General features: G+C 50.7%; 21 protein-coding genes. 18 read left to right on the top strand and 3 right to left on the bottom strand.

The genetic code is table 11. The annotated features are described in order from the left end of the window. Positions 1–10 precede the first annotated feature (10 nt). The 16 genes from RBR41_RS11300 to RBR41_RS11225 all read left to right on the top strand — a co-directional run bounded on the left by RBR41_RS11300 (position 11) and on the right by RBR41_RS11225 (position 16,811). The gene (locus RBR41_RS11300; protein ID WP_320352701.1) at positions 11–1,438 is read left to right on the top strand and encodes a mannose-1-phosphate guanylyltransferase/mannose-6-phosphate isomerase; all 1,428 of its coding nucleotides are present in this window, start codon (positions 11–13) and stop codon (positions 1,436–1,438) included. A gap of 115 nt (positions 1,439–1,553) precedes the next feature. Then, positions 1,554–2,702, top strand: a complete 1,149-nt coding sequence (gene gmd, locus RBR41_RS11295) for a GDP-mannose 4,6-dehydratase (RefSeq protein WP_320352700.1) — start codon at positions 1,554–1,556, stop codon at positions 2,700–2,702. 6 nt (positions 2,703–2,708) lie between these two features. Further along, on the top strand, positions 2,709–3,650 hold the full coding sequence (gene fcl / locus RBR41_RS11290) for a GDP-L-fucose synthase (RefSeq protein WP_320352698.1): 942 nt from the start codon (positions 2,709–2,711) through the stop codon (positions 3,648–3,650). 5 nt (positions 3,651–3,655) lie between these two features. Then, positions 3,656–4,477 carry an ABC transporter permease gene (locus tag RBR41_RS11285; RefSeq protein WP_320352697.1) on the top strand — a complete coding sequence of 274 codons (822 nt, stop codon included), beginning with the start codon at positions 3,656–3,658 and terminating at the stop codon, positions 4,475–4,477. Between the two features lie 9 nt (positions 4,478–4,486). Next, on the top strand, positions 4,487–5,713 hold the full coding sequence (locus tag RBR41_RS11280; RefSeq protein WP_320352696.1) for a polysaccharide ABC transporter ATP-binding protein: 1,227 nt from the start codon (positions 4,487–4,489) through the stop codon (positions 5,711–5,713). Continuing rightward, positions 5,706–6,407 (top strand): class I SAM-dependent methyltransferase, encoded by a 702-nt coding sequence (locus RBR41_RS11275; protein ID WP_320352695.1) that lies wholly within the window; start codon positions 5,706–5,708, stop codon positions 6,405–6,407. The genes RBR41_RS11280 and RBR41_RS11275 overlap by 8 nt, the downstream gene beginning before the upstream one ends. Before the next feature lie 6 nt (positions 6,408–6,413). Further along, positions 6,414–8,108: a methyltransferase, TIGR04325 family gene (locus RBR41_RS11270; protein ID WP_320352694.1), complete on the top strand. Its 1,695-nt coding sequence runs from the start codon at positions 6,414–6,416 to the stop codon at positions 8,106–8,108. Further along, positions 8,092–8,838 (top strand): class I SAM-dependent methyltransferase, encoded by a 747-nt coding sequence (locus tag RBR41_RS11265; protein WP_320352693.1) that lies wholly within the window; start codon positions 8,092–8,094, stop codon positions 8,836–8,838. The genes RBR41_RS11270 and RBR41_RS11265 overlap by 17 nt, the downstream gene beginning before the upstream one ends. Beyond that, entirely contained in the window at positions 8,835–9,983 is a 1,149-nt protein-coding gene (locus tag RBR41_RS11260; RefSeq protein ID WP_320352692.1) for a DegT/DnrJ/EryC1/StrS family aminotransferase, read from the top strand. The genes RBR41_RS11265 and RBR41_RS11260 overlap by 4 nt, the downstream gene beginning before the upstream one ends. A gap of 22 nt (positions 9,984–10,005) precedes the next feature. Then, positions 10,006–10,983 (top strand): NAD-dependent epimerase/dehydratase family protein, encoded by a 978-nt coding sequence (locus RBR41_RS11255; RefSeq protein ID WP_320352691.1) that lies wholly within the window; start codon positions 10,006–10,008, stop codon positions 10,981–10,983. Further along, entirely contained in the window at positions 10,980–11,960 is a 981-nt protein-coding gene (locus RBR41_RS11250; RefSeq protein ID WP_320352690.1) for a glycosyl transferase, read from the top strand. Before RBR41_RS11255 ends, RBR41_RS11250 begins: the two co-directional genes overlap by 4 nt. 73 nt (positions 11,961–12,033) lie before the next feature. Then, complete coding sequence (locus RBR41_RS11245) at positions 12,034–12,984, top strand: glycosyltransferase (protein ID WP_320352689.1); 951 nt, start codon at positions 12,034–12,036, stop codon at positions 12,982–12,984. A 6-nt stretch (positions 12,985–12,990) separates the two neighbouring features. Continuing rightward, positions 12,991–13,833 carry a glycosyltransferase family 2 protein gene (locus RBR41_RS11240; protein WP_320352688.1) on the top strand — a complete coding sequence of 281 codons (843 nt, stop codon included), beginning with the start codon at positions 12,991–12,993 and terminating at the stop codon, positions 13,831–13,833. After that, positions 13,830–14,681 carry a glycosyltransferase family A protein gene (locus RBR41_RS11235; RefSeq protein WP_320352686.1) on the top strand — a complete coding sequence of 284 codons (852 nt, stop codon included), beginning with the start codon at positions 13,830–13,832 and terminating at the stop codon, positions 14,679–14,681. Before RBR41_RS11240 ends, RBR41_RS11235 begins: the two co-directional genes overlap by 4 nt. Further along, the gene (locus RBR41_RS11230; RefSeq protein WP_320352685.1) at positions 14,681–15,751 is read left to right on the top strand and encodes a glycosyltransferase family 2 protein; all 1,071 of its coding nucleotides are present in this window, start codon (positions 14,681–14,683) and stop codon (positions 15,749–15,751) included. Before RBR41_RS11235 ends, RBR41_RS11230 begins: the two co-directional genes overlap by 1 nt. After that, positions 15,732–16,811 carry a glycosyltransferase family 1 protein gene (locus RBR41_RS11225; protein ID WP_320352684.1) on the top strand — a complete coding sequence of 360 codons (1,080 nt, stop codon included), beginning with the start codon at positions 15,732–15,734 and terminating at the stop codon, positions 16,809–16,811. Before RBR41_RS11230 ends, RBR41_RS11225 begins: the two co-directional genes overlap by 20 nt. Positions 16,812–17,529: 718 nt before the next feature. On the opposite strand, the gene RBR41_RS11220 is transcribed toward RBR41_RS11225, so the two are convergent. Both RBR41_RS11220 and RBR41_RS11215 read right to left on the bottom strand, forming a co-directional pair. After that, a complete protein-coding gene (locus RBR41_RS11220) occupies positions 17,530–19,089 on the bottom strand; it encodes an SIR2 family protein (protein WP_320352683.1) in 1,560 nt (519 codons plus the stop codon). A gap of 196 nt (positions 19,090–19,285) precedes the next feature. Continuing rightward, a complete protein-coding gene (locus tag RBR41_RS11215; RefSeq protein WP_320352682.1) occupies positions 19,286–19,849 on the bottom strand; it encodes a recombinase family protein in 564 nt (187 codons plus the stop codon). 232 nt (positions 19,850–20,081) lie between these two features. Between RBR41_RS11215 and RBR41_RS11210 the strand changes: the two genes are divergently transcribed. Together RBR41_RS11210 and RBR41_RS11205 are read left to right on the top strand one after the other, a co-directional pair. Further along, the gene (locus tag RBR41_RS11210; protein WP_320352681.1) at positions 20,082–20,294 is read left to right on the top strand and encodes a helix-turn-helix domain-containing protein; all 213 of its coding nucleotides are present in this window, start codon (positions 20,082–20,084) and stop codon (positions 20,292–20,294) included. A 73-nt stretch (positions 20,295–20,367) separates the two neighbouring features. Then, positions 20,368–20,592 (top strand): hypothetical protein, encoded by a 225-nt coding sequence (locus tag RBR41_RS11205; protein ID WP_320352679.1) that lies wholly within the window; start codon positions 20,368–20,370, stop codon positions 20,590–20,592. Between the two features lie 48 nt (positions 20,593–20,640). On the opposite strand, the gene RBR41_RS11200 is transcribed toward RBR41_RS11205, so the two are convergent. Continuing rightward, positions 20,641–20,868 carry a hypothetical protein gene (locus RBR41_RS11200; protein WP_320352678.1) on the bottom strand — a complete coding sequence of 76 codons (228 nt, stop codon included), beginning with the start codon at positions 20,866–20,868 and terminating at the stop codon, positions 20,641–20,643. Positions 20,869–21,050: the final 182 nt, after the last annotated feature.

Here is a 21,050-nt window from a genome sequence, read left to right as displayed (position 1 = left end):
GAGTAAAACCATGCAAAACATTGCCCCCGTCATACTTTGCGGCGGCAGCGGCACGCGTTTGTGGCCGCTCTCGCGCGAAACCTATCCAAAGCAGTTTGTGGATATGGGCGAGGGGCGCACGCTGTTCAAGGATACGCTCCTGCGCGCGCGGCGCGCGCCAAACAGTCTCGAACCTACCGTCATTTGTAATGAAGAGCACCGCTTTTACGTAACAGCGGCCTTGTACGAATGTGATGTTCGCGCCACCATTCTTTTGGAGCCAGCGCCGCGCAACACCGCGCCAGCCATCGCTCTTGCGGCCCTTTCCCTTATGGACGACGGGGCGGATCCGCTTATGCTGGTGCTGCCGTCCGACCATGCCATCAGCGATGAAGACGCCTTTTTCAAAGGGGTAAGATCTGCCGCTGCTCTGGCGGAGCAAGGGCATATCGTCACCTTTGGCATCACGCCCGCAAGCCCCGAAACGGGCTTTGGCTACATCGAACAGGGCGAAGCATTGGCCGACGGTTACCGCGTGGCCCGCTTTGTGGAAAAACCCGATGCAACGACTGCCCAGGCCATGCTGGATCAGGGCGGCTTTTTGTGGAACAGCGGTATGTTTCTTTTGCGCGCCTCAGTGTATCTGAAAGAGCTTGAACGCTTTGCCCCCGAAATACACACGGCCTGCCGCGCCGCCTGGGAAGGCCACACGGCGGACGGCGCGTTCTGCCGCCCGGACGCCGATGCTTTTCTGGCTTCGCCGTCCGACTCCATCGACTATGCGGTCATGGAGCAGACTGATCTTACGGCCGTCGTTCCCCTGATGACAGGCTGGAGCGACCTTGGCTCGTGGGAGGCACTGTACCAGGCAGAACAGGCCGACGACAGCGGCAATGTCTGCCACGGCGACATCATGACCCAGGATGCGGAAAACTGCTATTTCAACGCCCAGCACCGTCTGCTGACCGCCATTGGCGTGCGCGGCCTTGTGGTCGTTGAGACGAGCGACGCCGTTCTGGTGGCCCCGCGCGAACGTGTCCAGGACGTCAAAGCCATTGTGGGGCGTCTGCAGTCAGCCCAACGGGCCGAATGCAGGCAACATCCGCGAGTCTACCGCCCCTGGGGCAGCTACGAAACCCTTGTCATGGACGGCCGCTTTCAGGTCAAACGCATCATCGTCAATCCCGGCGCGGAGCTTTCCCTCCAGATGCACCATCACCGCGCCGAGCACTGGGTCGTGGTGAACGGCACGGCGGAAGTGACCAACGGCGACGAGGTTCGCCTGTTCTCAGAAAATCAGTCCACCTACATCCCGGTTGGCACAAAGCACCGGCTGAAAAACCCCGGTGTCATCCCTCTGGTACTTATTGAAATCCAGTCCGGCACGTACCTGGGCGAAGATGATATCGTTCGCTTTGCAGATGTGTACGGACGGGAAGAAAAAACAGATACGCCTTGAATGCCCCACAGGCTGCCGAGTAGACAATAGTTGCAATAATGAGTATGTTTATTCGTTTGACTTTTTAACCGCCAACCCAACAACACAAGACTATACGTAGTTACACTATAGAATTATGAAAAAAGCGCTTATAACGGGCATCACTGGTCAGGATGGCGCCTATCTGGCAGAATTTCTGTTGCACAAGGGTTATGAAGTGCACGGCATCAAACGCCGCGCCTCGCTCTTTAACACAGACCGCATTGACCATCTCTATCAGGACCCTCACACCAACGCTCGACATTTTATACTGCATTATGGCGACCTGAGCGATTCCAGCAACCTTATCCGCATCATGCAGGAAGTGCAGCCGGACGAGGTGTACAATCTGGCTGCGCAAAGCCATGTTCAGGTGTCCTTTGAATCGCCGGAATATACGGCGGATGTGGACGCTCTGGGCACGTTGCGCCTGCTGGAGGCCATCCGGATTGCCGGACTGACAGGAAAAACAAAATTTTATCAGGCGTCTACCTCCGAACTTTTTGGTCTGGTTCAGGAAGTGCCGCAAACCGAAAAAACGCCTTTCTACCCCCGTTCGCCTTACGCCTGCGCCAAACTCTACGCCTACTGGATTACGGTCAACTACCGTGAAGCCTATGGCATGTACGCCTGCAATGGCATCCTTTTCAATCACGAATCCCCCATCCGCGGCGAAACCTTTGTGACGCGCAAGATCACCCGCGCGCTTTCCCGTATGGTGCTGGGTCTTCAGGATTGCCTCTATCTCGGCAATATGGATGCCAAGCGCGACTGGGGGCATGCCCGCGATTATGTGGAGATGCAGTGGCTCATGCTGCAACAGGAAAAGCCAGAGGATTTTGTTATTGCCACGGGGCGGCAGTTTTCTGTGCGGGACTTTGTCAATGCGGCAGCGGCAGAAATGGGACTGACGCTCACATGGCAGGGCAAAGGCGTAGACGAGACCGGCACGGTCGCCGCCGTAGACGTGGTCAGGCTGCAACAGGCCGCTGGCAACCGTCAGGGGCTGGAGTGCCACGTCAAACCCGGCGATGTCATTGTGCGGGTAGACCCGCGCTACTTCCGCCCCACAGAGGTGGAAACCCTGCTGGGCAATCCGGCCAGAGCCAAGGAAAAACTGGGCTGGGAGCCGCGCACGACCTTTGAAGATATGGTGGCCGAAATGGCACGAGAAGATCTGGCCCTCAGCATGCGCGACGCCGTGTGCAAAGTGGCTGGATTCAAGACGTTCAGCCATAACGAGTAAGCCCGCATGGACAAAGATTCACGTATCTATGTAGCCGGACACCGCGGCCTTGTGGGCAGTGCCATATGCCGGGCTCTGGCGTGCGCTGGCTATAAAAATCTGCTCACGCGCACACATGCGGAGCTGGATCTGTGCGATCAGGCCTCGGTGCGGGATTTTTTTGCGCAGTACAAGCCTGACATTGTGGTGCTTGCTGCGGCCAAGGTGGGCGGCATCCATGCCAATGCCACCTATCCGGCGGAGTTTATCTACCAAAACCTGCAGATACAGAATAACGTCATTGACAGCGCCTGCCGCAACGCCTGCAAGAAGCTGCTGTTTTTGGGGTCGTCGTGCATTTATCCCAAGATGTGCCCACAGCCCATCAAGGAGGAGTATCTGCTCACCGGGCCGCTGGAACCCACCAACGATGCCTACGCCCTCGCGAAGATCGCGGGCATCAAGATGTGCCAGGCCTACCGCAGGCAGTACGGTTTTGACGCCATCAGCGCCATGCCCACCAATCTGTATGGTCCCGGAGACAATTATCATCCGGAAAACAGCCATGTGATCCCCGCGCTTATCCGGCGCTTTCACGAAGCCAAGATGGCCGGAGCCGAGAAAGTGACCATTTGGGGTTCGGGCAACGCTTTACGCGAATTCCTGTATGTGGATGATATGGCCGAGGCCTGCGTATTTCTGCTGGAAAACTATTCGGATTTTGAACACGTCAATGTGGGCTGCGGCTCTGACATCAGCATCCTTGAGGCCGCCCGGCTTATTGCCAGGATTGTGGGCTTTGTTGGCACGATTGACACTGACCCCACAAAGCCCGATGGTACGCCGCGCAAACTCCTGGATTGCAGCAAAATTTTCAGTATGGGCTGGCAGCCCCGCGTGAGGTTGGAAGAAGGCCTGCGTGACGCGTACAACGATTTTTTGCAAAACCAGCATAAACGAGGCCATTAGCATCCATGTCACATGAACTTGTTATTGAAGCAGGTCGCGCCGAACGCCAGTACTGGAAAGACCTGTGGCGCTACCGGGAGCTTTTTCTCATTCTAACGTGGCGCGACGTGGCCGTGCAGTACAAACAGACTGTGGTGGGCATATTGTGGGCTGTGCTGCGTCCGCTGCTGACCATGGCGGCCTTTACCTTTGTGTTTGCAAAGGTGGCAAAGCTGCCTTCCGAAGGCTCAGCTCCGTATCCCTTGATGGTTTTTGCGGCCATGCTGCCCTGGCAGCTATTCGCCACAGCCATCGCGGCCACGGCCAACAGCCTTGTTGTTAACAGCAACCTTGTTTCAAAGGTGTATTTTCCCAGAGTCATCGTCCCGACCGCCACCATTGGTGTGGCTGTGGTGGACTTCGCCATATCCTTTGTGCTGCTGTGCGCCATGATGCTGTGGTATCAGTACCTTCCGCCCATACAATTTTTTGCTGTTGTGCCGCTGACGTTTCTGGCTGCCCTTGTGGCCCTTGGTCCGGGGCTGATTCTTTGCGCGCTGAATGTGACGTACCGGGACTTTCGCATCATTGTCCCCTTCATCACCCAGTTTGGCCTGTACCTTTCGCCCGTGGGCTTCTCGTCCAGCATTGTGCCTGAAAAATGGCGTCTGCTCTATGAATGCAACCCTATGGTTGGCGTTATTGACGGGTTTCGCTGGGCGGTGTTGGGCTCCATCGAATTTCCGCAGCGGGCGCTGTGTATAAGCATTGTTTGTGCAATTATTTTTCTGTTTTTGGGCATCAAGATTTTTCGTAAGACTGAGCGCACCTTCGCGGACGTGATTTAGGATACGTATATGAAACCCATTATCTCCGTTGAAGGGCTCGGCAAGAGCTATACTATCCGGCATGAAGGCCAAACGCGCTACAAGTCGTTGCGCGAAGAAATTTTTCAGCTGCCCAAGCGCTTGTTGCACAGGGGCGGCCAAAGTCAGGAAGAATTCTGGGCGCTCAAGGACGTTAGCTTTGACGTCATGCCCGGCGACCGTGTTGGCATTATCGGACGCAATGGCGCGGGCAAATCGACCCTGCTCAAACTACTTTCACGCATCACCGAGCCGACGACGGGCCGCATTACCTTGCGAGGCCGTGTTGCCAGCCTGCTTGAAGTTGGCACGGGCTTTCACCCTGAACTGACTGGCCGGGAAAACATTTTCCTCAATGGCGCTATCTTGGGCATGAGCCGTGCCGAAGTTCGCCGCAAGTTTGATGAAATTGTGGACTTTGCCGGTGTTGAAAAGTTTCTGGATACTCCGGTAAAGCGCTACTCTTCAGGCATGTATGTACGCCTTGCTTTTGCTGTTGCTGCCCACCTTGAGCCTGAAATCCTGATCGTGGATGAAGTGCTGGCCGTGGGCGATGCCGAATTTCAGAAAAAATGTTTAGGCAAGATGGAAGATGCGGGCAGAGAGGGAAAGACAGTTTTATTTGTAAGCCATAATATTGGAGCAACTGCATCGTTATGCAACCTTGGTTTTTTTCTCAGTGACGGAACCATTAAAGACTCAGGCCCTATTGATAAAGTTATTCGTTCTTATGCATTTGATAAAAAACTGTACGGTTCTAATATAAAAAATATGCCAAGAAAAGGCAATGGAGCCGCACGGCTAAAAACAATATCCTTTTATTCTGTCAAAGATAATGTCCGCTGTGCAGCAGCTACTGGTAGTAATGTGCATATTGTTTTAGAGTACGGCGAAATTAAAGAATCCTTATTGCATGAAATGGATGTTGACATACGAATGATGGATTCTAGGCAGCAGTCCGTATTGTGGGCGAGTTCGACCTTGTTCCCTCACTCCTCGCGTAGAGGCGATTTTCATTTTGTTTTTCCCAAGTTTCCCCTTGTCGCAGGTGTTTATTCCCTCAATTTTTTTGCTCATAAAGGTTCTGAAATAATAGACTGGGTGCAAGAATATCATGTGGCTGTAGAGTCTGGGATATATTACAAAAACGGCGTATTGCCCTCTCCGCAGCAGACATCCACTTGCTGTGACTTTTATATGGAGGACCTTGATGCGTAGTCGGATAAAAAAATTCATTCGAAAGTTGGCCCGTTTTGCTTTCGCGGACATTGCAGAGCAAATTGCAGCAACAAGATTTTCACATCAGCTTACACCGTTGTTTGCAAATTGGACATACCTGCCGCTGACGGATTGGGCAACTGGGCCAGAATTTTTATGTCATATTTCGAATGAAATTTGCATAAACAACAGGCGGAATATTATCGAATTCGGTTCAGGCGTGACCACAATCGTTTTAGCTAGGTTGGCTAAAATCAACTCTATTAATTTAAATATAACAACGATAGATCAAAGTAAGGAGTGGCAAAACATTGTTAAACAAATAGCTGTGCGTGATTGCGTTGACCAGTACATTAAATTTGTCTTAAACCCCATAAAGCCGGGCGTATATGGAGATATAACTGAAACACAACAGCGTATTTTTTCTGAAAAAGAAAAATTTGACTGTGCCATTATAGACGGACCTGCGAGTGGACACGATTTTACTCGATTAGAATCAATGCCAATAATTAAAGATTATTTATGTGATTCTTTTGCCATTTTTTTTCACGATACAGACAGAAATGAAGAGAAGCAGCTTGCGGAAGAATGGGCAAAGCGCTTACACAATGTCCATTTGACATCCTTTTCCCGTTACGCAGTAATCTCAGACAGCGCGAGTACGTTTGGCTGTGCTCCTCAACGAGGAGTGTGAAATACAATGTGTGTGCCCATTGCCATTTTCGCGTTCAATCGGCCAGGGCACCTGCGCCGCTCCCTAGATGCTCTGGCCGCCAACGACTTGGCAGCTGAAAGTGATATAACCATTTTTTGTGACGGGCCGCGCACTGATGAAGAAAGACCGCGTACAGAGGCTGTCCGAACGATAGCCCGCGCTGCATCCGGGTTTCACAGTGTGACCGTGGTGGAACGCGAAAAAAATTATGGTTTGGCCACCAGCATAATCACTGGTGTCACAGACGTTCTTGAGAAGCATGATCGCATTATCGTTTTGGAGGACGACCTTATAACATCCCAATTTTTCTTACAATATATGAACCAGGGCCTGGATGTCTATGCCGCCAACCCTAAAGTAGCCTCCATTCACGGGTGGTGCTTTCCTCATACTGTGACCGATCCACCCAAGACCTTCTTTTTGCGTGGCGCGGACTGTTGGGGCTGGGGCACATGGAAACGCGCCTGGAACGCTTTTGAGCCGGATGCGGGCAAGCTTTTGATGCAATTATACAAGCGCGATCTGGCTGCAGCTTTTGACCTTGATGGGACATACAACTATACAGGAATGCTGCGGGACACTATTGAAAAAAGAGTCAGTTCCTGGGCTGTGCGCTGGCATGCCTCAGCTTTTTTGGCTGATATGTATACACTTTACCCGGAACACTCGTTGGTGCAAAATATCGGCTTTGACTCGTCAGGGACGCATTGTAGCAAAAAAACATCATACAGTGCTCCGTTTGCAAAAAGAACTGCAGAGATTGTCCCACAGCAAGTAATAGAGAGTCTTGTCATGCGGCAGGCTCAAATGAATTTTTACAAGCACGGTAACGACGCAGCAAATTCTTTTCGAGCCAAAGGTAAATCCTTACTTAAGGATTTTTTACCCCCCGTCCTGTTGCGCTGCATACAGAAATTCCGCCACCGCAGCCACACTGTACAAACAGTGACATGGCAGGGCGACTACCCCGACTGGGCAACTGCAGTAGCGGCTTCCTCCGGCTACGATCAGGATGCTATTTTTGTAAGGGTTCGCGATGCAGCCCGGGCGGTGCGTGCCGGCAAGGCACTATGGGAGCGCGATTCCGTTTGCTTTTATCATGAAGAGTATAACCTGCCCCTACTTTCAGCCCTCATGAGCGTAGCTGCCTGGAACAAGGGGCGCTTGCGGGTTCTTGATTTTGGCGGCGCGTTCGGTAGCACCTACTGGCAACACAAGCCACTGCTGCAAAATTTGGACACCCTTTCCTGGAATGTGGTGGAGCAGCCGCACGTTGTGGCCTGGGGCAGAGAAGAATTCAGTTCTGACGGATTGCAGTTTTGGCCCGACATGCAGTCCTGTGCCGCCAATGGGCCGGTAGATGTGGTACTGTTTTCCAGCGTGTTGCAATATCTGGAATCCCCTTATACCCTGCTGGAGCAGGCTGCCGCCCTGAATCCGCAAGCCATCATCCTTGACCGAACTCCTTTTGCAGAAAAAGGTGAACGAATAACCGTACAAAACGTCCCCCCGGAAATTTACCCGGCGAGCTATGCATGCCGCTGGCTGGATAAAACAAAGATTTCTACTATCTTAAACTCGTCCTATCGCCTCTTACCCAAGCATAGCACGCACATTGATCCTCCTGGATTCTATGGAATTGTTGCAATTCGGAGAGAGCTACATGCTACAAAAAAGTAAACATCTACTCCTTTCATTTGTCGCAACCAACCAATTCCATCCTTCTTTTGCAGGCTTTTTGGTTAATCCCTTTTGGCTTTGCCGACGAGCGCTTTATCATAAACTCGGTGAATATGCCCCGCATCTTTTGGGGCGCACTCTTGATTTTGGCTGTGGCACGGGGCCATATCGCGCGTTGCTGACCTCCGCTACTGAATATATTGGCCTTGAGTATGATAGCCCGGAAAATCGAATGTATAAACGGGCGGATATTTACTACAATGGCGAAACAATTCCTTTAGATGACGCCTCTATAGATAGCGTGCTTTCCACACAGACCCTTGAGCATGTTCCCAACCCTGATCGAATTGTATCTGAGTGGGCACGAATCTTACGACCTGAAGGCCACTTGTTACTCACCATGCCCTTTATGTGGCCCGAGCACGAAATGCCCTATGATTTTCAACGCTATACAACCAACGGGTTGCGTAATATATTGGAAAAAAATGGATTTGAAATTTTGAGCCAAGAACGCCTGCTCTGCGACTGTCGTGCTCCAGCACAGCTTTTTTTGGCATGGCTCTACGACATTCTGAAATTTGGCACCCAGCGTCCATCAGTGCAGCTTTTACTTGCTGCCTTCTTATGTGCTCCAGTATCTCTTGCAGCCACTGCGCTTTCAAAAATTACCCCTCAAAATACAAATACATATATGGATAACATGGTTCTTGCTAAACGGATGCGAACATGACCCTCCCCTTTATTCCCTTCGCCAATCCCCACGCTGCCTATGCCCAACGCAGACAGGAAATTCTGGATTGCGTAGCCAGGTTTTTTGATTCAGGTCAATATATTCTTGGGCCGGAAGTGGACTCTTTTGAAAAAGATTTTTCCGCTTGGCTCGGCCTTGGACACACCGTCGCCTGCGCCAACGGCACAGATGCCATTGAGTTGGCCTTGCGGGCACTGGGTGTTGGGGCAGGCAAGGCGGTCTTTACCGTGTCACACACGGCTGTGGCCACAGTGGCAGCGATTGAACGCGCCGGGGGGGTGCCGGTTTTGGTTGATATTGATGCCGCCTCCTATACCATGTCGCCCTCTTCTCTGGATGAAGCCATAACATATTTGCGAAACCATCACCCGGCGGTGACTCCAGCGGTAGTCATTCCCGTACATCTCTATGGGCACCCCTGCGATATGGACGCCATTTTGTCCATTGCCGCCCAACATGGCCTGTCCGTATTGGAGGACTGCGCCCAGGCACACGGCGCATGCCATAAAGGGCGTAAAGTCGGAACTATGGGTGCTGCTGCCGCCTTCAGCTTCTATCCCACAAAAAATCTGGGGGCGCTGGGCGATGGCGGCGCGGTTGCCACCAATAACGCGACATTGGCTGACGAACTGGCTGCCCTGCGCCAGTATGGCTGGAAGGCGCGATATATCAGTGCGCTTCCGGGCATCAACAGCCGCCTTGACCCGGTTCAGGCCGCCATTTTGAAGATACAACTGCGCCATCTCGATGCAGACAATGCAGCCCGGCAGCGTCTGGCAGCGATCTACGCAAAAGAGCTTGGCACAAGCGACCTGATACTGCCACAAACAGCTAGTTGTGCGCAGTCCGTATTTCATTTATACGTTGTGCGCTGCCCAAAAGACAGAGATGCGCTTATGCACTTTTTGCGCAAAAGAGGCATCGGCACGGCCATCCACTATCCACAGCCCGTACACTTGCAGCCTGCATACAAAGCGCGTAGTATCCTCGCGCCTGCGGGGCTTCCTGTTACTGAAGAAATCATGCACGGACTGGTCAGTCTACCAATGTTTCCGCAGCTTGGCGAAGCCGAGGTTCAGCGGGTTTGCGGGGCTGTGCGGGAATGGTGCGGTGCTGGCGCATAAAACAGGCACATAGGGAGTCGATGTGGACTTTTCAGGGGCCAATGTTCTTATCACTGGCGGGGCGGGCTTTATCGGCTCGAATCTGGCCCGGCGTCTTGTGGACGCAGGGGCGACAGTAACCATCGCTGACAGTTTTATTCCAGAATATGGCGGCAATATGGCCAATCTGGAAGGATTCCGCAATAATATTTTTCTTAATATCACGGATGTGCGCGATCCCCACGCCATGCGCCACCTGATTCAGGGGCAAGACTTTCTGTTCAATCTGGCAGGGCAGACCAGCCATATGGACTCCATGTCAGATCCCTTCACAGACCTTGAAATCAACGCCAGAGCGCAGCTTTCCATTCTGGAGGCGTGCCGCGTTCACAACCCAGACGTAAAAATCGTTTTTGCTGGCACCCGACAAATATACGGCCGCCCAGACTATCTGCCCGTGGATGAAGATCACCCTGTGCGCCCTGTAGATATCAACGGCATTCATAAGGTTGCGGGCGAGTGGTACCACCTGCTGTACAACAATGTCTACGGCCTGCGTGCTTGTGTGCTACGCTTGACCAATACCTATGGCCCCTGCATGCGCATCAAGGATGCTCGTCAAACCTTTGTGGGCATATGGATTCGCCTGATTTTGGAAGGCAAGCCTTTTGAAGTCTGGGGGGGCGAGCAGTTGCGCGACTTTACCTATGTGGGTGATTGCGTTGACGCCCTGCTTTTGGCGGCTGAAAGTGCCAAGGCAAATGGACGCGTTTACAATTTGGGCGGTGACAGTGTGGTGAGCCTGCGCGAACTCGCTGAAACGCTCATTGCCGCGCACAACAGCGGAAATTATGAACTACGGGAGTTTCCGGCAGAGCGAAAAAAAATTGATATCGGTGACTATTATTCCAACGACGCAAGCATCCGTAAAGAGCTTGGCTGGAAACCAAAGATTCCTCTGGCAGAGGGACTGCGGCGTACGCTTGCCTACTTTGCGCCCCAGTTGGAGCGGTACCTGTGACCATCCGCCATTTTTGCACTTACTTTGACCACAACTACTTGCCGCGAGGCATGGTCATGCTGGAGAGCCTGCGTGAACACTGCCCCCACGCGCATGTACATGTTCTCTGCCTTTCCGACCAATGCTACGCCGCGCTGACAAAACTCGCCTATCCTCACGTTTCGCTGCTTCGACTGGCCGACCTGGAAGCGGCAGACCCGGAACTGGCTGCAACCCGCCCCACGCGCAGTCTGGTTGAGTACTACTTTACCATTACGCCGTGCCTGCCTTGGCATCTGTTGACGCGAACCAGTGACATCAAGGAAGTCACTTATCTTGATGCAGATATGATGTTTTTTTCATCGCCCGAACCAATTTTTGAAGAAGCTCCTGAGGCTTCTGTCATTATAACTCCCCACAGATTCGCCGCAAACCTGAAGGACAAAGAATGTTACGGGCTGTACAATGTAAGCTGGCTTACGTTCACCAAAACAAGCGGTGGTTTAGAGTGTTTGCGTTGGTATCGCGATGCTTGCCTGAATTGGTGCAAAGATAAACTGGACGAAGATCGATTTGCAGATCAAAAATATCTCAATTTTTTTCAACTGCAATTTCACGGTATTCATGTCATGAGACACGGTGGAGGTGGTATCGCCCCCTGGAATTTGCATGGCTCAGTCATTGAGTGGCGCAATTCAAACCCATACGCAAATGGCTCACCCATAATTTTTTATCACGCCCACGGTTTTAAACATCTTTGGGGTCCAGTGTTTGTTTCGGGATTATACGAATACAGAACCGACATTTTTTCAAAAAATCTTCGTTCTCTTTTTAAGGCGTACGCACAAAAATTTAAATTTGCGATGAAGAGTGCACAGCGCATTTCAAAAGAAAAAAACAATAACGGGATACGGGGGAATAGGGAAAAATCTCTATATCGCTTTGCATTGCAAGTTTTTTATGAATACAAAAAAAATACACTTTTTTTCTTATTCTAGAATTAAAACTCTCTTATTACAATTACTTTTAACACTATATTTCTAGCACAAACAACACAGATAATATTACCACATGCAAAGTATATATATCATCACGCCAAGCTTTAACTCCGTTAAAACAATAGATGAAACTCTGTATAGTGTCTTTAGCCAAAGAGGCAAATACACAATACATTACCATGTTCAAGATGGCATGTCGTGCGATGGGACACAAGATAAGCTTGAAAAATTTTCCAGCGACATCCGCGATGTTAGTAATGATGGTTCATTTATTTTTTCTTGGTGTTCACACCCCGACAAAGGAATGTATCATGCCATCAGCTTAGCCGTTGCGCATCTTAGTATTCCCGAAGATGCATTTATGAGCTGGATCAACTCAGACGATCTTCTCTATGCAGGATGCCTTGCTCACCTCTTTACGGTGGTGGAGTCTCTGCCTCAGATACAATGGGTTGGCGGACAGGCAATGGTGATAGATATGAGTGGAAATACCATTACCCCCAAAGGTTCCGACTGGTATGGGCAGGCGCTCATTCAAAATGGCCTATGCGACGGGATACATTGGCCATATATACAACAAGAAGGAACATTTTGGCGAAAGCGCCTTTGGGATTCAGTTGGCGGAATTAACCCGAACCTGCAGTTGGCGGGAGATTGGGATCTATGGCGGCGCATGGCGAGACACGCGCCATATATACAGCTGCCTTGGCATATGGGTGTGTTTCGCAAGCGCCAAGGGCAGCTTAGCTCGAATATTTCTGCCTACAATGAAGAAATTGAGAACATCTTACCAATTGCCACGCGCTGCAAACATCTGCGAAATGTATTTCTAAAGGCATCAAATTTTTTTGCACTAACCGTTTCAACCACTGACGATGGCCATTTTCTCCTGATGGAAGTGCCACTCAGCGCTAGGTTTGGATGCAAAACGAAAATACGGTTATTTTTGCTGAGTCTTGGGTTACGGTCTTTTGTTACTGCTTGTCAGAGTCTATTACGTTTTTTAAAAGGGAATAAAGGTTGACCTTGCATGCGAGAACCTTTCTTCACCATTATCACTGCCACCTACAATGCCGCCGACACGCTGCCGCGCCTGCTGGATTCGCTGGCCGGGCAGACGAGCAGCGACTTTGAGCTTATCATTCAGGACGGCGCGTCCACGGACGACACCGTGGCCATTGCCGAATCCTACAGAGGCAAGCTACCTGCCCTGTCGCTCGCCAGCGAACCGGACTCGGGCATTTATGACGCATGGAACAAGGCGCTGGCGCGTGTTCAAGGCGAGTGGGTGCTGTTTTTGGGGGCTGATGACGAACTGGCTGGCGCCACTGTTCTGGAGCAGTGCCATTTGTTTCTGAGCAGCCTGCCAGAAACATCCCTCTACGCCGGTGGCGGAGTTGACCTTGTGGGCCGCGATGACGCAGTTGTGGCACACGTACCCTATATTCCTGCAGGAGCAGAGAATCTGATGCGGGGGGGCATGCCTTTTCCACATCCGGGGCTTTGGCATCGCCGCACACTCTTTACCACAAGGTCGTTTGATACATCCTTACGCATTGCGGCTGACTACGATTTTGTCTGCCACACATGGACAAGCGAAAACGGGTCCAACAGCATCCCCATCCCTATCACACGAATGCGCCGCGGCGGTGTTTCTGATTCTCCGCAGCATGTGCTTCGTGTTCGGTGGGAAAACACCAGGGTTGCTGCCCGTTATTTTTCTGGCATCTGGACGCCCTCTCGCTGCATGGGCTTGCTGAAAGGTTACCTTCTGTGGAGCGTATGTAAAATTGTGGGACCGCAAAACGCCCCTGAGGTTTTAGACACGCTCAGACGCTGGCGGGGCCTGCCATCGGCCTGGACGGGGCTATGAGCACGTCATCACGGGTCACTATAGTCATCCCCTGCTACAATGATGGCCAATATTTGCTGGAGGCCATAGCTGCTGCCCAGGCCCAGACACATCCGTCAATTGAAATTATCGTGGTGGATGATCATTCCACTGATCGACACACATTGGCTGTATACGAAAATTTGCAGAATCAGGGCATAACGGTTCTTCAAACACCCCTGGGTAAAAAAGGCCCTTCGGCCGCGCGCAATGCAGGCATTGCTGCCGCCACCGGTGACTATATTCTCCCCCTGGATGCCGATGACACCATCGCGCCCTCATATATCAGCAAGGCGGTCGCAGTTCTGGATGCAAACCCGGCTGTCGGCATCTGTTATTGTCACGCCCGCTTCTTTGGCTTGAAGTCAGGCCCCTGGAGCCTTCTCCCGTACAGCTTTGATGAGCTTCTTTGCGGCAATATAATTTTTGCAACGGCTTTGTTCCGTAAATCGGACTGGATCAGGGTTGGCGGCTATGACGAAACCCTGACTTTGGGGCTTGAAGATTATGCCTTCTGGCTACGGCTTACAGATCAAGGCGCGCAGGTGCAGCAATTAAAGGAAGAGTTGTTTTATTATCGTATCAAAAGAGGGTCGCGCACCGCGCAACTTGCTCCAGAGAACAAACATCTCCGCGCCCTTGCAATGGTGCATGACACCTGTGCAGATATTTTTTCCCGACATTCCGGCGTGCTGCGGCAAAGAATCGCCGTCCTGCAAAATGACCGTGCCCGCAGGGAATGCCTTTTTAGCTGGAAAATCTGCGCGCCGTTATTCCGTATGGAGTGGTCATTACGTCAGTGCATAAAAAAACTTTTAGGGCGATGCTGATGCCCCACCCATGTCCCGCATGCACCGCCGCGCATTGTGCCGTAATTCTGCTGAATTACCGCAACGCACCCGATACCATCGCCTGCCTGCGCGCCTTGGCGGCCATGCCTGTCCAACCGGGGAAAATCATCGTCATTGACAATTCTTCCCCTGACGATTCGGTGAAACGGATTATGGCTGCATGGCAAACCAGTACCGAGCCCGTACTGCTTCGGGAAGAGCCCGCCCACGCCCCCTTACTGCCAACCAGCGCAACGCGCATCCTTCTCGCCCGATCCACCAATGATGGCTTTTCTGCCGGCAATAATGCAGCCATTCGGCTGGCCCTGCAAGACAGTGAATGTAAGGCCGTCTGGCTGCTCAATAATGATACCGATCCTGAACCGGATGCCCTGAATGCCCTGTGCCAGCGAATGTCTGCGGATCCGCAGCCCGGCATTGTGGGATCAACCCTTATCTATGCGCATAACAGAAGCACGGTCCAGACTCTGGCTGGCGGCAGGCTGAACAGCCTGCTGGGGACAACGCACTCCTTCGGTGGCGGCATGGAACTGCCTGAAGCCTTGCGCCAATGGCCGCAGCACCGCGTCGAACAGCAGCTTGATGACATCATCGGCGCGTCCATGTTCATCCGGCGTGCAACACTAGTGCAAACAGGCTATCTGGATGAAGCCTTTTTTCTCTACGGTGAAGAAACGGAGTTTTGCATTCGTGTGCGCAAAGCGGGCTTCAATTTTGCCTGGGCTCCCGAAAGCGTAGTTTACCATAAAGAGGGCGGCAGCACCGGGGCCGAGAGCGCTGCCGAAGGCAGGAAATTCCGTCGCCCCGCATGGGTGGACTACCTTAGCCTGCGCAACCGCGTGTACATGATGCGCAAGCATTATCCCTGGGCATTGCCTCTGGTGTTGCTGAGTTATCTGGGCGTCATACTTAATCGTGTCCGGCGGGGCCAGGCGAACCGCATTCCCCTGATCTTCCGGGCGGCCTGGGACGGATTGCGCGGCCGTATGGGCAAACCCGACCACCTTTTTCCTGCCTTGCGGGATACTCATGAAAACTCTGGCCATTGATTGCCGCATGGCCCGCATGTCGGGCATCGGGGTATATCTGCGCAATCTTGCCCCCCTTTGCATGGAGTTGCTGGCCGATGTCGCCCGCTTTCGCCTGCTGGGATATGACGGCGCGTTCCCTGTGCCAGATGGCATTTCCTGGGAGGCTGTCCCATTTGACGCGCCCATCTACAGTATTGCCGAGCAGTTGCGCATGCCGCCCTTGCTGCGCGGCTGTGATGCCCTGTGGCTGCCGCACTATCCTGTGCCGCTGCTGACGCGCATCCCTTTGGTGACAACTATACACGATGTGGCCCACCTGGCCCTGCCGGATCTGTTCACAGGCATCCAGAAAGTATACGCCCGCCTCATGTTCCAGATTGTGCGGCGCAAGGCGGCAGAACTTCTTTTTGTTTCAGAGTTTTCACGGCAGGAATTTCTGCGGCTGGTCGGCACGCCACGGGGAGGCATGACCATAACGCACAACGGGATAGATCAGGACTGGTTCAAGCTCCCTCCGGCATATGAACCTGCCCGCCCCCCATATTTCTTGGCAATCGGCAACATCAAGCCGCACAAAAACATTCCGTTGCTGTGCCGATCTTTCGCGAAAATTGCAAAAAAATGCACAACGGATCTCGTACTGGCGGGCGAACACAACGGCTTCCGCAGCGCGGAGGCATCCACGGAAACACTCGCTGCCATTTGCCCTGGCCGCATCCGCTTTACCGGCGCAGTGGAGCAGGCCGAACTGATGCGCCTGATGCACGGCGCCACGGCCCTGGCTTTCCCCTCACGCTATGAAGGTTTCGGCTTGCCTCCTCTTGAAGCGCTTGCTGCCGGCGTACCTGTGATAGCGTCCGACATCCCTCCCGTGCGCGAAGTGTGCGACGAGCATGCCCAGTATTTCTCGCCGAACAACGAAGAACAACTTGCGCAAGCCATGCTGGAAACGCTTGCTCTTTCCGCCCATGAACGGCAGCAACGCGGTGAAGCGGGACGTGCGCATGCACGACACTTCTCTTGGGCAAGATCTGCGGAAACAACGGCGCAGATACTGAAAAAGACGCTGGAGACGTAGCTTTTTTGCCACAAGCAAGAGGTTAAAACCAGTGATTATGTAATGCCCCCCCCCAGAGCTATCCCCCACCGATACTGGGGCATGTCAGAGTTCGTCGCTAGCCATAGCAGGATGCTAAAAAAGCAGAAAGCCCGCCAAGCTGTTAGCTTAGCGGGCTTCTTTGAACTCTCTTGGAGTTCAAGATGGTGCGAAGGGGAGACTTAGTTTTTATATGTATTGCTTGATAATAGTTATATAAAATTTTTATAAAAATACTTTATACCCCCCAAAATACCCCCGCATGAAAATAGTGTAATGGTGGTGCTAAAATCAATTCTGCCAGGCAAGATAATAACGGGTGGGGCCGCCCCAGTCCGCAGAATGCGTGGAATCTTAAGAATAATTGCAAATTGTCAAATTTGAAAAAATGAAACCTAACTTACCGATCTCATTTTTGCTCGTTAAAAAAAATTGCAAATTATCAGCAAAAAGTAGCTACTATTACAATATTCTTGCAAAGTTACAAGCCGTTATGCAGCTTTTGTAAATCTGAGAGCGCGTTGGGATCCCGATAGTTGACAAAATTCATTTTTCACCTATTTTTTCGGCAGGTACCGGATCCGAGGTGTCTACTGTTGAGTGGACTGCGTATTTTGTGTACCTCTCACCTAATCAGATAATGGTATGTAAAAAGCCTTGGTTTTTTGTGGATAGATAGTATCCACTAAGCCAAGGCTTTTTACGGTCTTCCATACTTGAGATAATCAAATATTCTAACGACACGATGTAAATTTGATTTTTCATGGCTGTCTAGTCTGTCATAAAGATCGTTTTGCGAGTATAATTCTCTCAAGTATGCCTCCAATTCGTTAATATCAATTTCTTGTTCTTGAAGGTATGGAATTTCATAGAGTATATTGTGCGTATTGTTGTTATGATTATGAATTATTCCATTTATGCTTCGTGCTGCTATGACCCTGTTTCGTCCCTTTCTATAATTAGAATTGAGCATAGAATCAAAACTTGCACATCTTTTTGCTTCACAATCTGGATATGGCTTATTGGCCTCATTAAGTAGCATGTTTAAGGGGAGGACAATGTTTGTCCTTTGCAAGGCAGGAAATGCATAGGTCAATATGTCGTCTGCAGAAAATTCTAAATCATGCAAGATAACATGCTGATACCATTCTTTCGTTTCCATGCCAGACAATCCCCGTACACCAAATTCCGAGGGCTTTCCAATCGCGATCATGAGATCTTCATCTTTGATGCGATCATCATCAATATTCGCCACCCGTATTCTGGCATTAGGCTCGTTGGTTAGTGCGAAGTTATAAAATTCTTGTTTGAACATACGAATAAACTTAGCAGGTAGAGAGGCTCGCTTTTCGCTGAGAGCATCGTAAATAGCCATAAAATTGTCAGTTCTTATGCCTGTCATATGAATATAGTCATCTTGAATTACTACAGAATGCTCAAAAAATTCAATGTGCTGTTGCCCAGCTTTATGCTCTACATAAATAAAACGACGCTGAAGTTTCTGGAGATTTTCTTTCGAGAGGCATTTGCCAAGCTCTTCCAGTATAATGCGTATATTGGGATCGTTTATTGAGTATCCAATGAATATAATTGGGTACTCCATGAATATTGTCATAAGTTTTGCTGCAAGATAAGGACTATATTCCTTAAATTCATTGTAGTCTTTGCTCGTTATAATAATGCTGTCGGGGTTAGTAACAGAGCCATGTATCTTATAAATTTCTGCCCATCCCTGGAGTGCGGAAAAAACAAGTTCTTCTTGCCCCACAAATGTCTTATAATCTTCCATTTCCGATTCAAGAAGGCGGTCATAGTTGGTGGTAATTATGCCAGCCAAGCTGCGGCAGGAAAGCTTTTTTAGTTTTGCCAGTTCGTCTCGCATAGCTTCGACGGGAACTGAATGTTGATCGATATATTCGGCGAGCTCAACCTTGAAAGGGGATTGTCCTTTCTTAACGAATTCTTTGTAAGGATCGCTTGCCTTGCGGAAATCAGGATCTTCAAACCAACGCTTATCAAAATCTTGCTTGATGAGCTCCGCAGCAACGGCAAGGCGAATTCCTGCCGTTCCAGAGTTTATAGTTTCATCTGCCAGGCTCAAGTATTTGCTGAAGGCAAATTCATCTTGGCTCATTCTGTGGACAAAAACTTGTAAAAGGCCTGTCCAGTCAGGAAGGCCATAGTATCTTCTGGAAAACCCAGACCCAACAAAAAGAAAGGGGGTTGTGCTAAAATCTTTTACTAATGAGGCTAAATCCATTTGCAACCTCTCTGCTTGCAGAAGATGTGTGCTTTCGAAAATATCCGAATAACATCGCTAGTTATCGTCTAACGTAATTGCACTAATTAAGCACATGTAACGCAATTTACTCAATTTTATCGACTTCTTAATTCCGTTTTTATTATCTGTTGCTCATTAATGCAACTCCGTCAGTTACACGAGTACCTTCGTTGTATCAATATACTTGCTTGCGATCTAAGGCGGTATAGAGCGTTTGTCGAGATACGCCAAACTCTCGCGCAACTTGAGCGACCTTTGCGCCAGCATTGATCTGCGCGCGGGCCTCTTCCACCTGGATGGGGGTTAAAGCTGCCTTGCGCCCCTTATATTTGCCTTCCTTCTTTGCCAGTGCGATGCCTTCGCGCTGGCGCTCCCGAATCATGGCCCGTTCAAATTCAGCCACGCTGCCGATGATCTGCAGTTGGAGGCGCTGAAAGGGGCTATCCTCTCCGGTAAAAATCAAGCCTTCCTTGTGGAACTGCACCGTCACTGCCCGGCTGGTTAAGTCAGAAATCAGCGTAAGCAGATCCTGAAGGTTGCGGGCCAGGCGGTCAATGCTGTGGACATGCAGAGTGTCACCGTCGCGCAGATATTCTAAGCAAGCCTCTAGTTGCGGGCGCTGCCTGCTCTTGCCGCTGGCTTTGTCGGTGAAGACCTTGTCCAAGGTAATGCCTTCAAGCTGGCGGCCTGTGTTCTGGTCAATGCTGCTGACACGGACATATCCAATCTGCTTGCTCATGGGGTATTCTCCCGTAAAGTGTCTAATTAGAATTTAAGAGTCAAAATTGATTATGTCAATAAATTATTTTTACCACCTTACTTAGACACTTTTTAGGCCGAAGTCAGTTGTCCACTTAGCCTATACCCTATCTAGACTTCTAGTTCTCAGTGAAATCAATTGGTCTTGACATCTTATTTAATCCCATTTAAATTCCTTTTAAATACAGTTTAGGTTCCAATATGGGGTTATAATGGTTGAGAAAATAAACTGGCCACCCATTGGTATGACCGTTGAAGAATGCGCAGATGCTTTGCGCATTGATCGGAAAACTCTTTTCCAAGCCCTTCAGGCGGGCTTGCCTGCACGTAAGGTTGGGCGAAGCTGGCGGATTGATCCCGATGCGGTCAAAGCCTGGCTTGCCACTGGCAACGCTGTGCAGGTTACGGAAAACGATGAAGGATAAAAACAGCCCGGCCTGAAAGATCGCACCTTTCAGGCCGGGCCTAACCCTCAACCTAAGAAGGAGATTGAAGGCTATGGATAACCTACTAACACCACTTGATTATGACAAGCTTGAAGACTTCGCCTCCCTGGCGGTATCCATTGAAGATATTGTGATAGGGCTACGCGAAAAGATGATGGGAGCTGATGGTTTTTCTGATCAAGATTACCATGCGATATTTGGAGGGCTTGGCTTAATTGCCCATGCCGCACATACAATCCATAGGGGAATTAATAAATGCTCTCCGGTAGTTGAGTAATAACCTGCTATAGATGTACGCTACGTGGGCCGGGAAGACTCCCGGCCCTTATTTTTGACCCTTGCCTTGCTGCGATATGCTTTTTAGACTTGAAGCATGCGAAAGCTCCCATTCTGCTTTCTTCTTGCCGCAATACTTTATTTTGCGGCCCCAATACCGTCTGTGATTGGCGGTGAGCCTACCGAGCGCGTAAAGGCTCTGGTGGTAGATGACGCCCGGCGAAAGCTCGCCGGTGAAGTCGTGGATTACAGAACCGGGGTTTACAGTATGCTCCATGAGGGCGGTTTTTCCGACTCAGAAACACGAGAATACATACGCCCAATTCTGGAAGAATATGGATTTTCTGAGGCTTCGATTGTGAAATACTTTAATCTGTTTGATCCTCACTATCACGGCGGCGAACAGGAAAAGCTGGAAGAACGCCGCAAGATGGTTGAAACCCTGCTGAACTGATAATC

It is taken from the genome of Desulfovibrio sp. (genome assembly GCF_034006445.1).
Taxonomy (GTDB): Bacteria; Desulfobacterota; Desulfovibrionia; order Desulfovibrionales; family Desulfovibrionaceae; genus Desulfovibrio.
This window is presented reverse-complemented; position numbering and strand designations above follow the sequence as displayed.

Bases quoted from the DNA above. Each gene is read 5' to 3' on its own strand.
- RBR41_RS11300 (WP_320352701.1), top strand. From the start codon at position 11: ATGCAAAACATTGCCCCCGTCATACTTTGCGGCGGCAGCGGCACGCGT.
- gmd (WP_320352700.1), top strand. From the start codon at position 1,554: ATGAAAAAAGCGCTTATAACGGGCATCACTGGTCAGGATGGCGCCTAT.
- fcl (WP_320352698.1), top strand. From the start codon at position 2,709: ATGGACAAAGATTCACGTATCTATGTAGCCGGACACCGCGGCCTTGTG.
- RBR41_RS11285 (WP_320352697.1), top strand. From the start codon at position 3,656: ATGTCACATGAACTTGTTATTGAAGCAGGTCGCGCCGAACGCCAGTAC.
- RBR41_RS11280 (WP_320352696.1), top strand. From the start codon at position 4,487: ATGAAACCCATTATCTCCGTTGAAGGGCTCGGCAAGAGCTATACTATC.
- RBR41_RS11275 (WP_320352695.1), top strand. From the start codon at position 5,706: ATGCGTAGTCGGATAAAAAAATTCATTCGAAAGTTGGCCCGTTTTGCT.
- RBR41_RS11270 (WP_320352694.1), top strand. From the start codon at position 6,414: ATGTGTGTGCCCATTGCCATTTTCGCGTTCAATCGGCCAGGGCACCTG.
- RBR41_RS11265 (WP_320352693.1), top strand. From the start codon at position 8,092: ATGCTACAAAAAAGTAAACATCTACTCCTTTCATTTGTCGCAACCAAC.
- RBR41_RS11260 (WP_320352692.1), top strand. From the start codon at position 8,835: ATGACCCTCCCCTTTATTCCCTTCGCCAATCCCCACGCTGCCTATGCC.
- RBR41_RS11245 (WP_320352689.1), top strand. From the start codon at position 12,034: ATGCAAAGTATATATATCATCACGCCAAGCTTTAACTCCGTTAAAACA.
- RBR41_RS11240 (WP_320352688.1), top strand. From the start codon at position 12,991: ATGCGAGAACCTTTCTTCACCATTATCACTGCCACCTACAATGCCGCC.
- RBR41_RS11235 (WP_320352686.1), top strand. From the start codon at position 13,830: ATGAGCACGTCATCACGGGTCACTATAGTCATCCCCTGCTACAATGAT.
- RBR41_RS11230 (WP_320352685.1), top strand. From the start codon at position 14,681: ATGCCCCACCCATGTCCCGCATGCACCGCCGCGCATTGTGCCGTAATT.
- RBR41_RS11225 (WP_320352684.1), top strand. From the start codon at position 15,732: ATGAAAACTCTGGCCATTGATTGCCGCATGGCCCGCATGTCGGGCATC.
- RBR41_RS11220 (WP_320352683.1), bottom strand. From the start codon at position 19,089: ATGGATTTAGCCTCATTAGTAAAAGATTTTAGCACAACCCCCTTTCTT.
- RBR41_RS11215 (WP_320352682.1), bottom strand. From the start codon at position 19,849: ATGAGCAAGCAGATTGGATATGTCCGTGTCAGCAGCATTGACCAGAAC.
- RBR41_RS11210 (WP_320352681.1), top strand. From the start codon at position 20,082: ATGGTTGAGAAAATAAACTGGCCACCCATTGGTATGACCGTTGAAGAA.
- RBR41_RS11205 (WP_320352679.1), top strand. From the start codon at position 20,368: ATGGATAACCTACTAACACCACTTGATTATGACAAGCTTGAAGACTTC.
- RBR41_RS11200 (WP_320352678.1), bottom strand. From the start codon at position 20,868: ATGGAGCATACTGTAAACCCCGGTTCTGTAATCCACGACTTCACCGGC.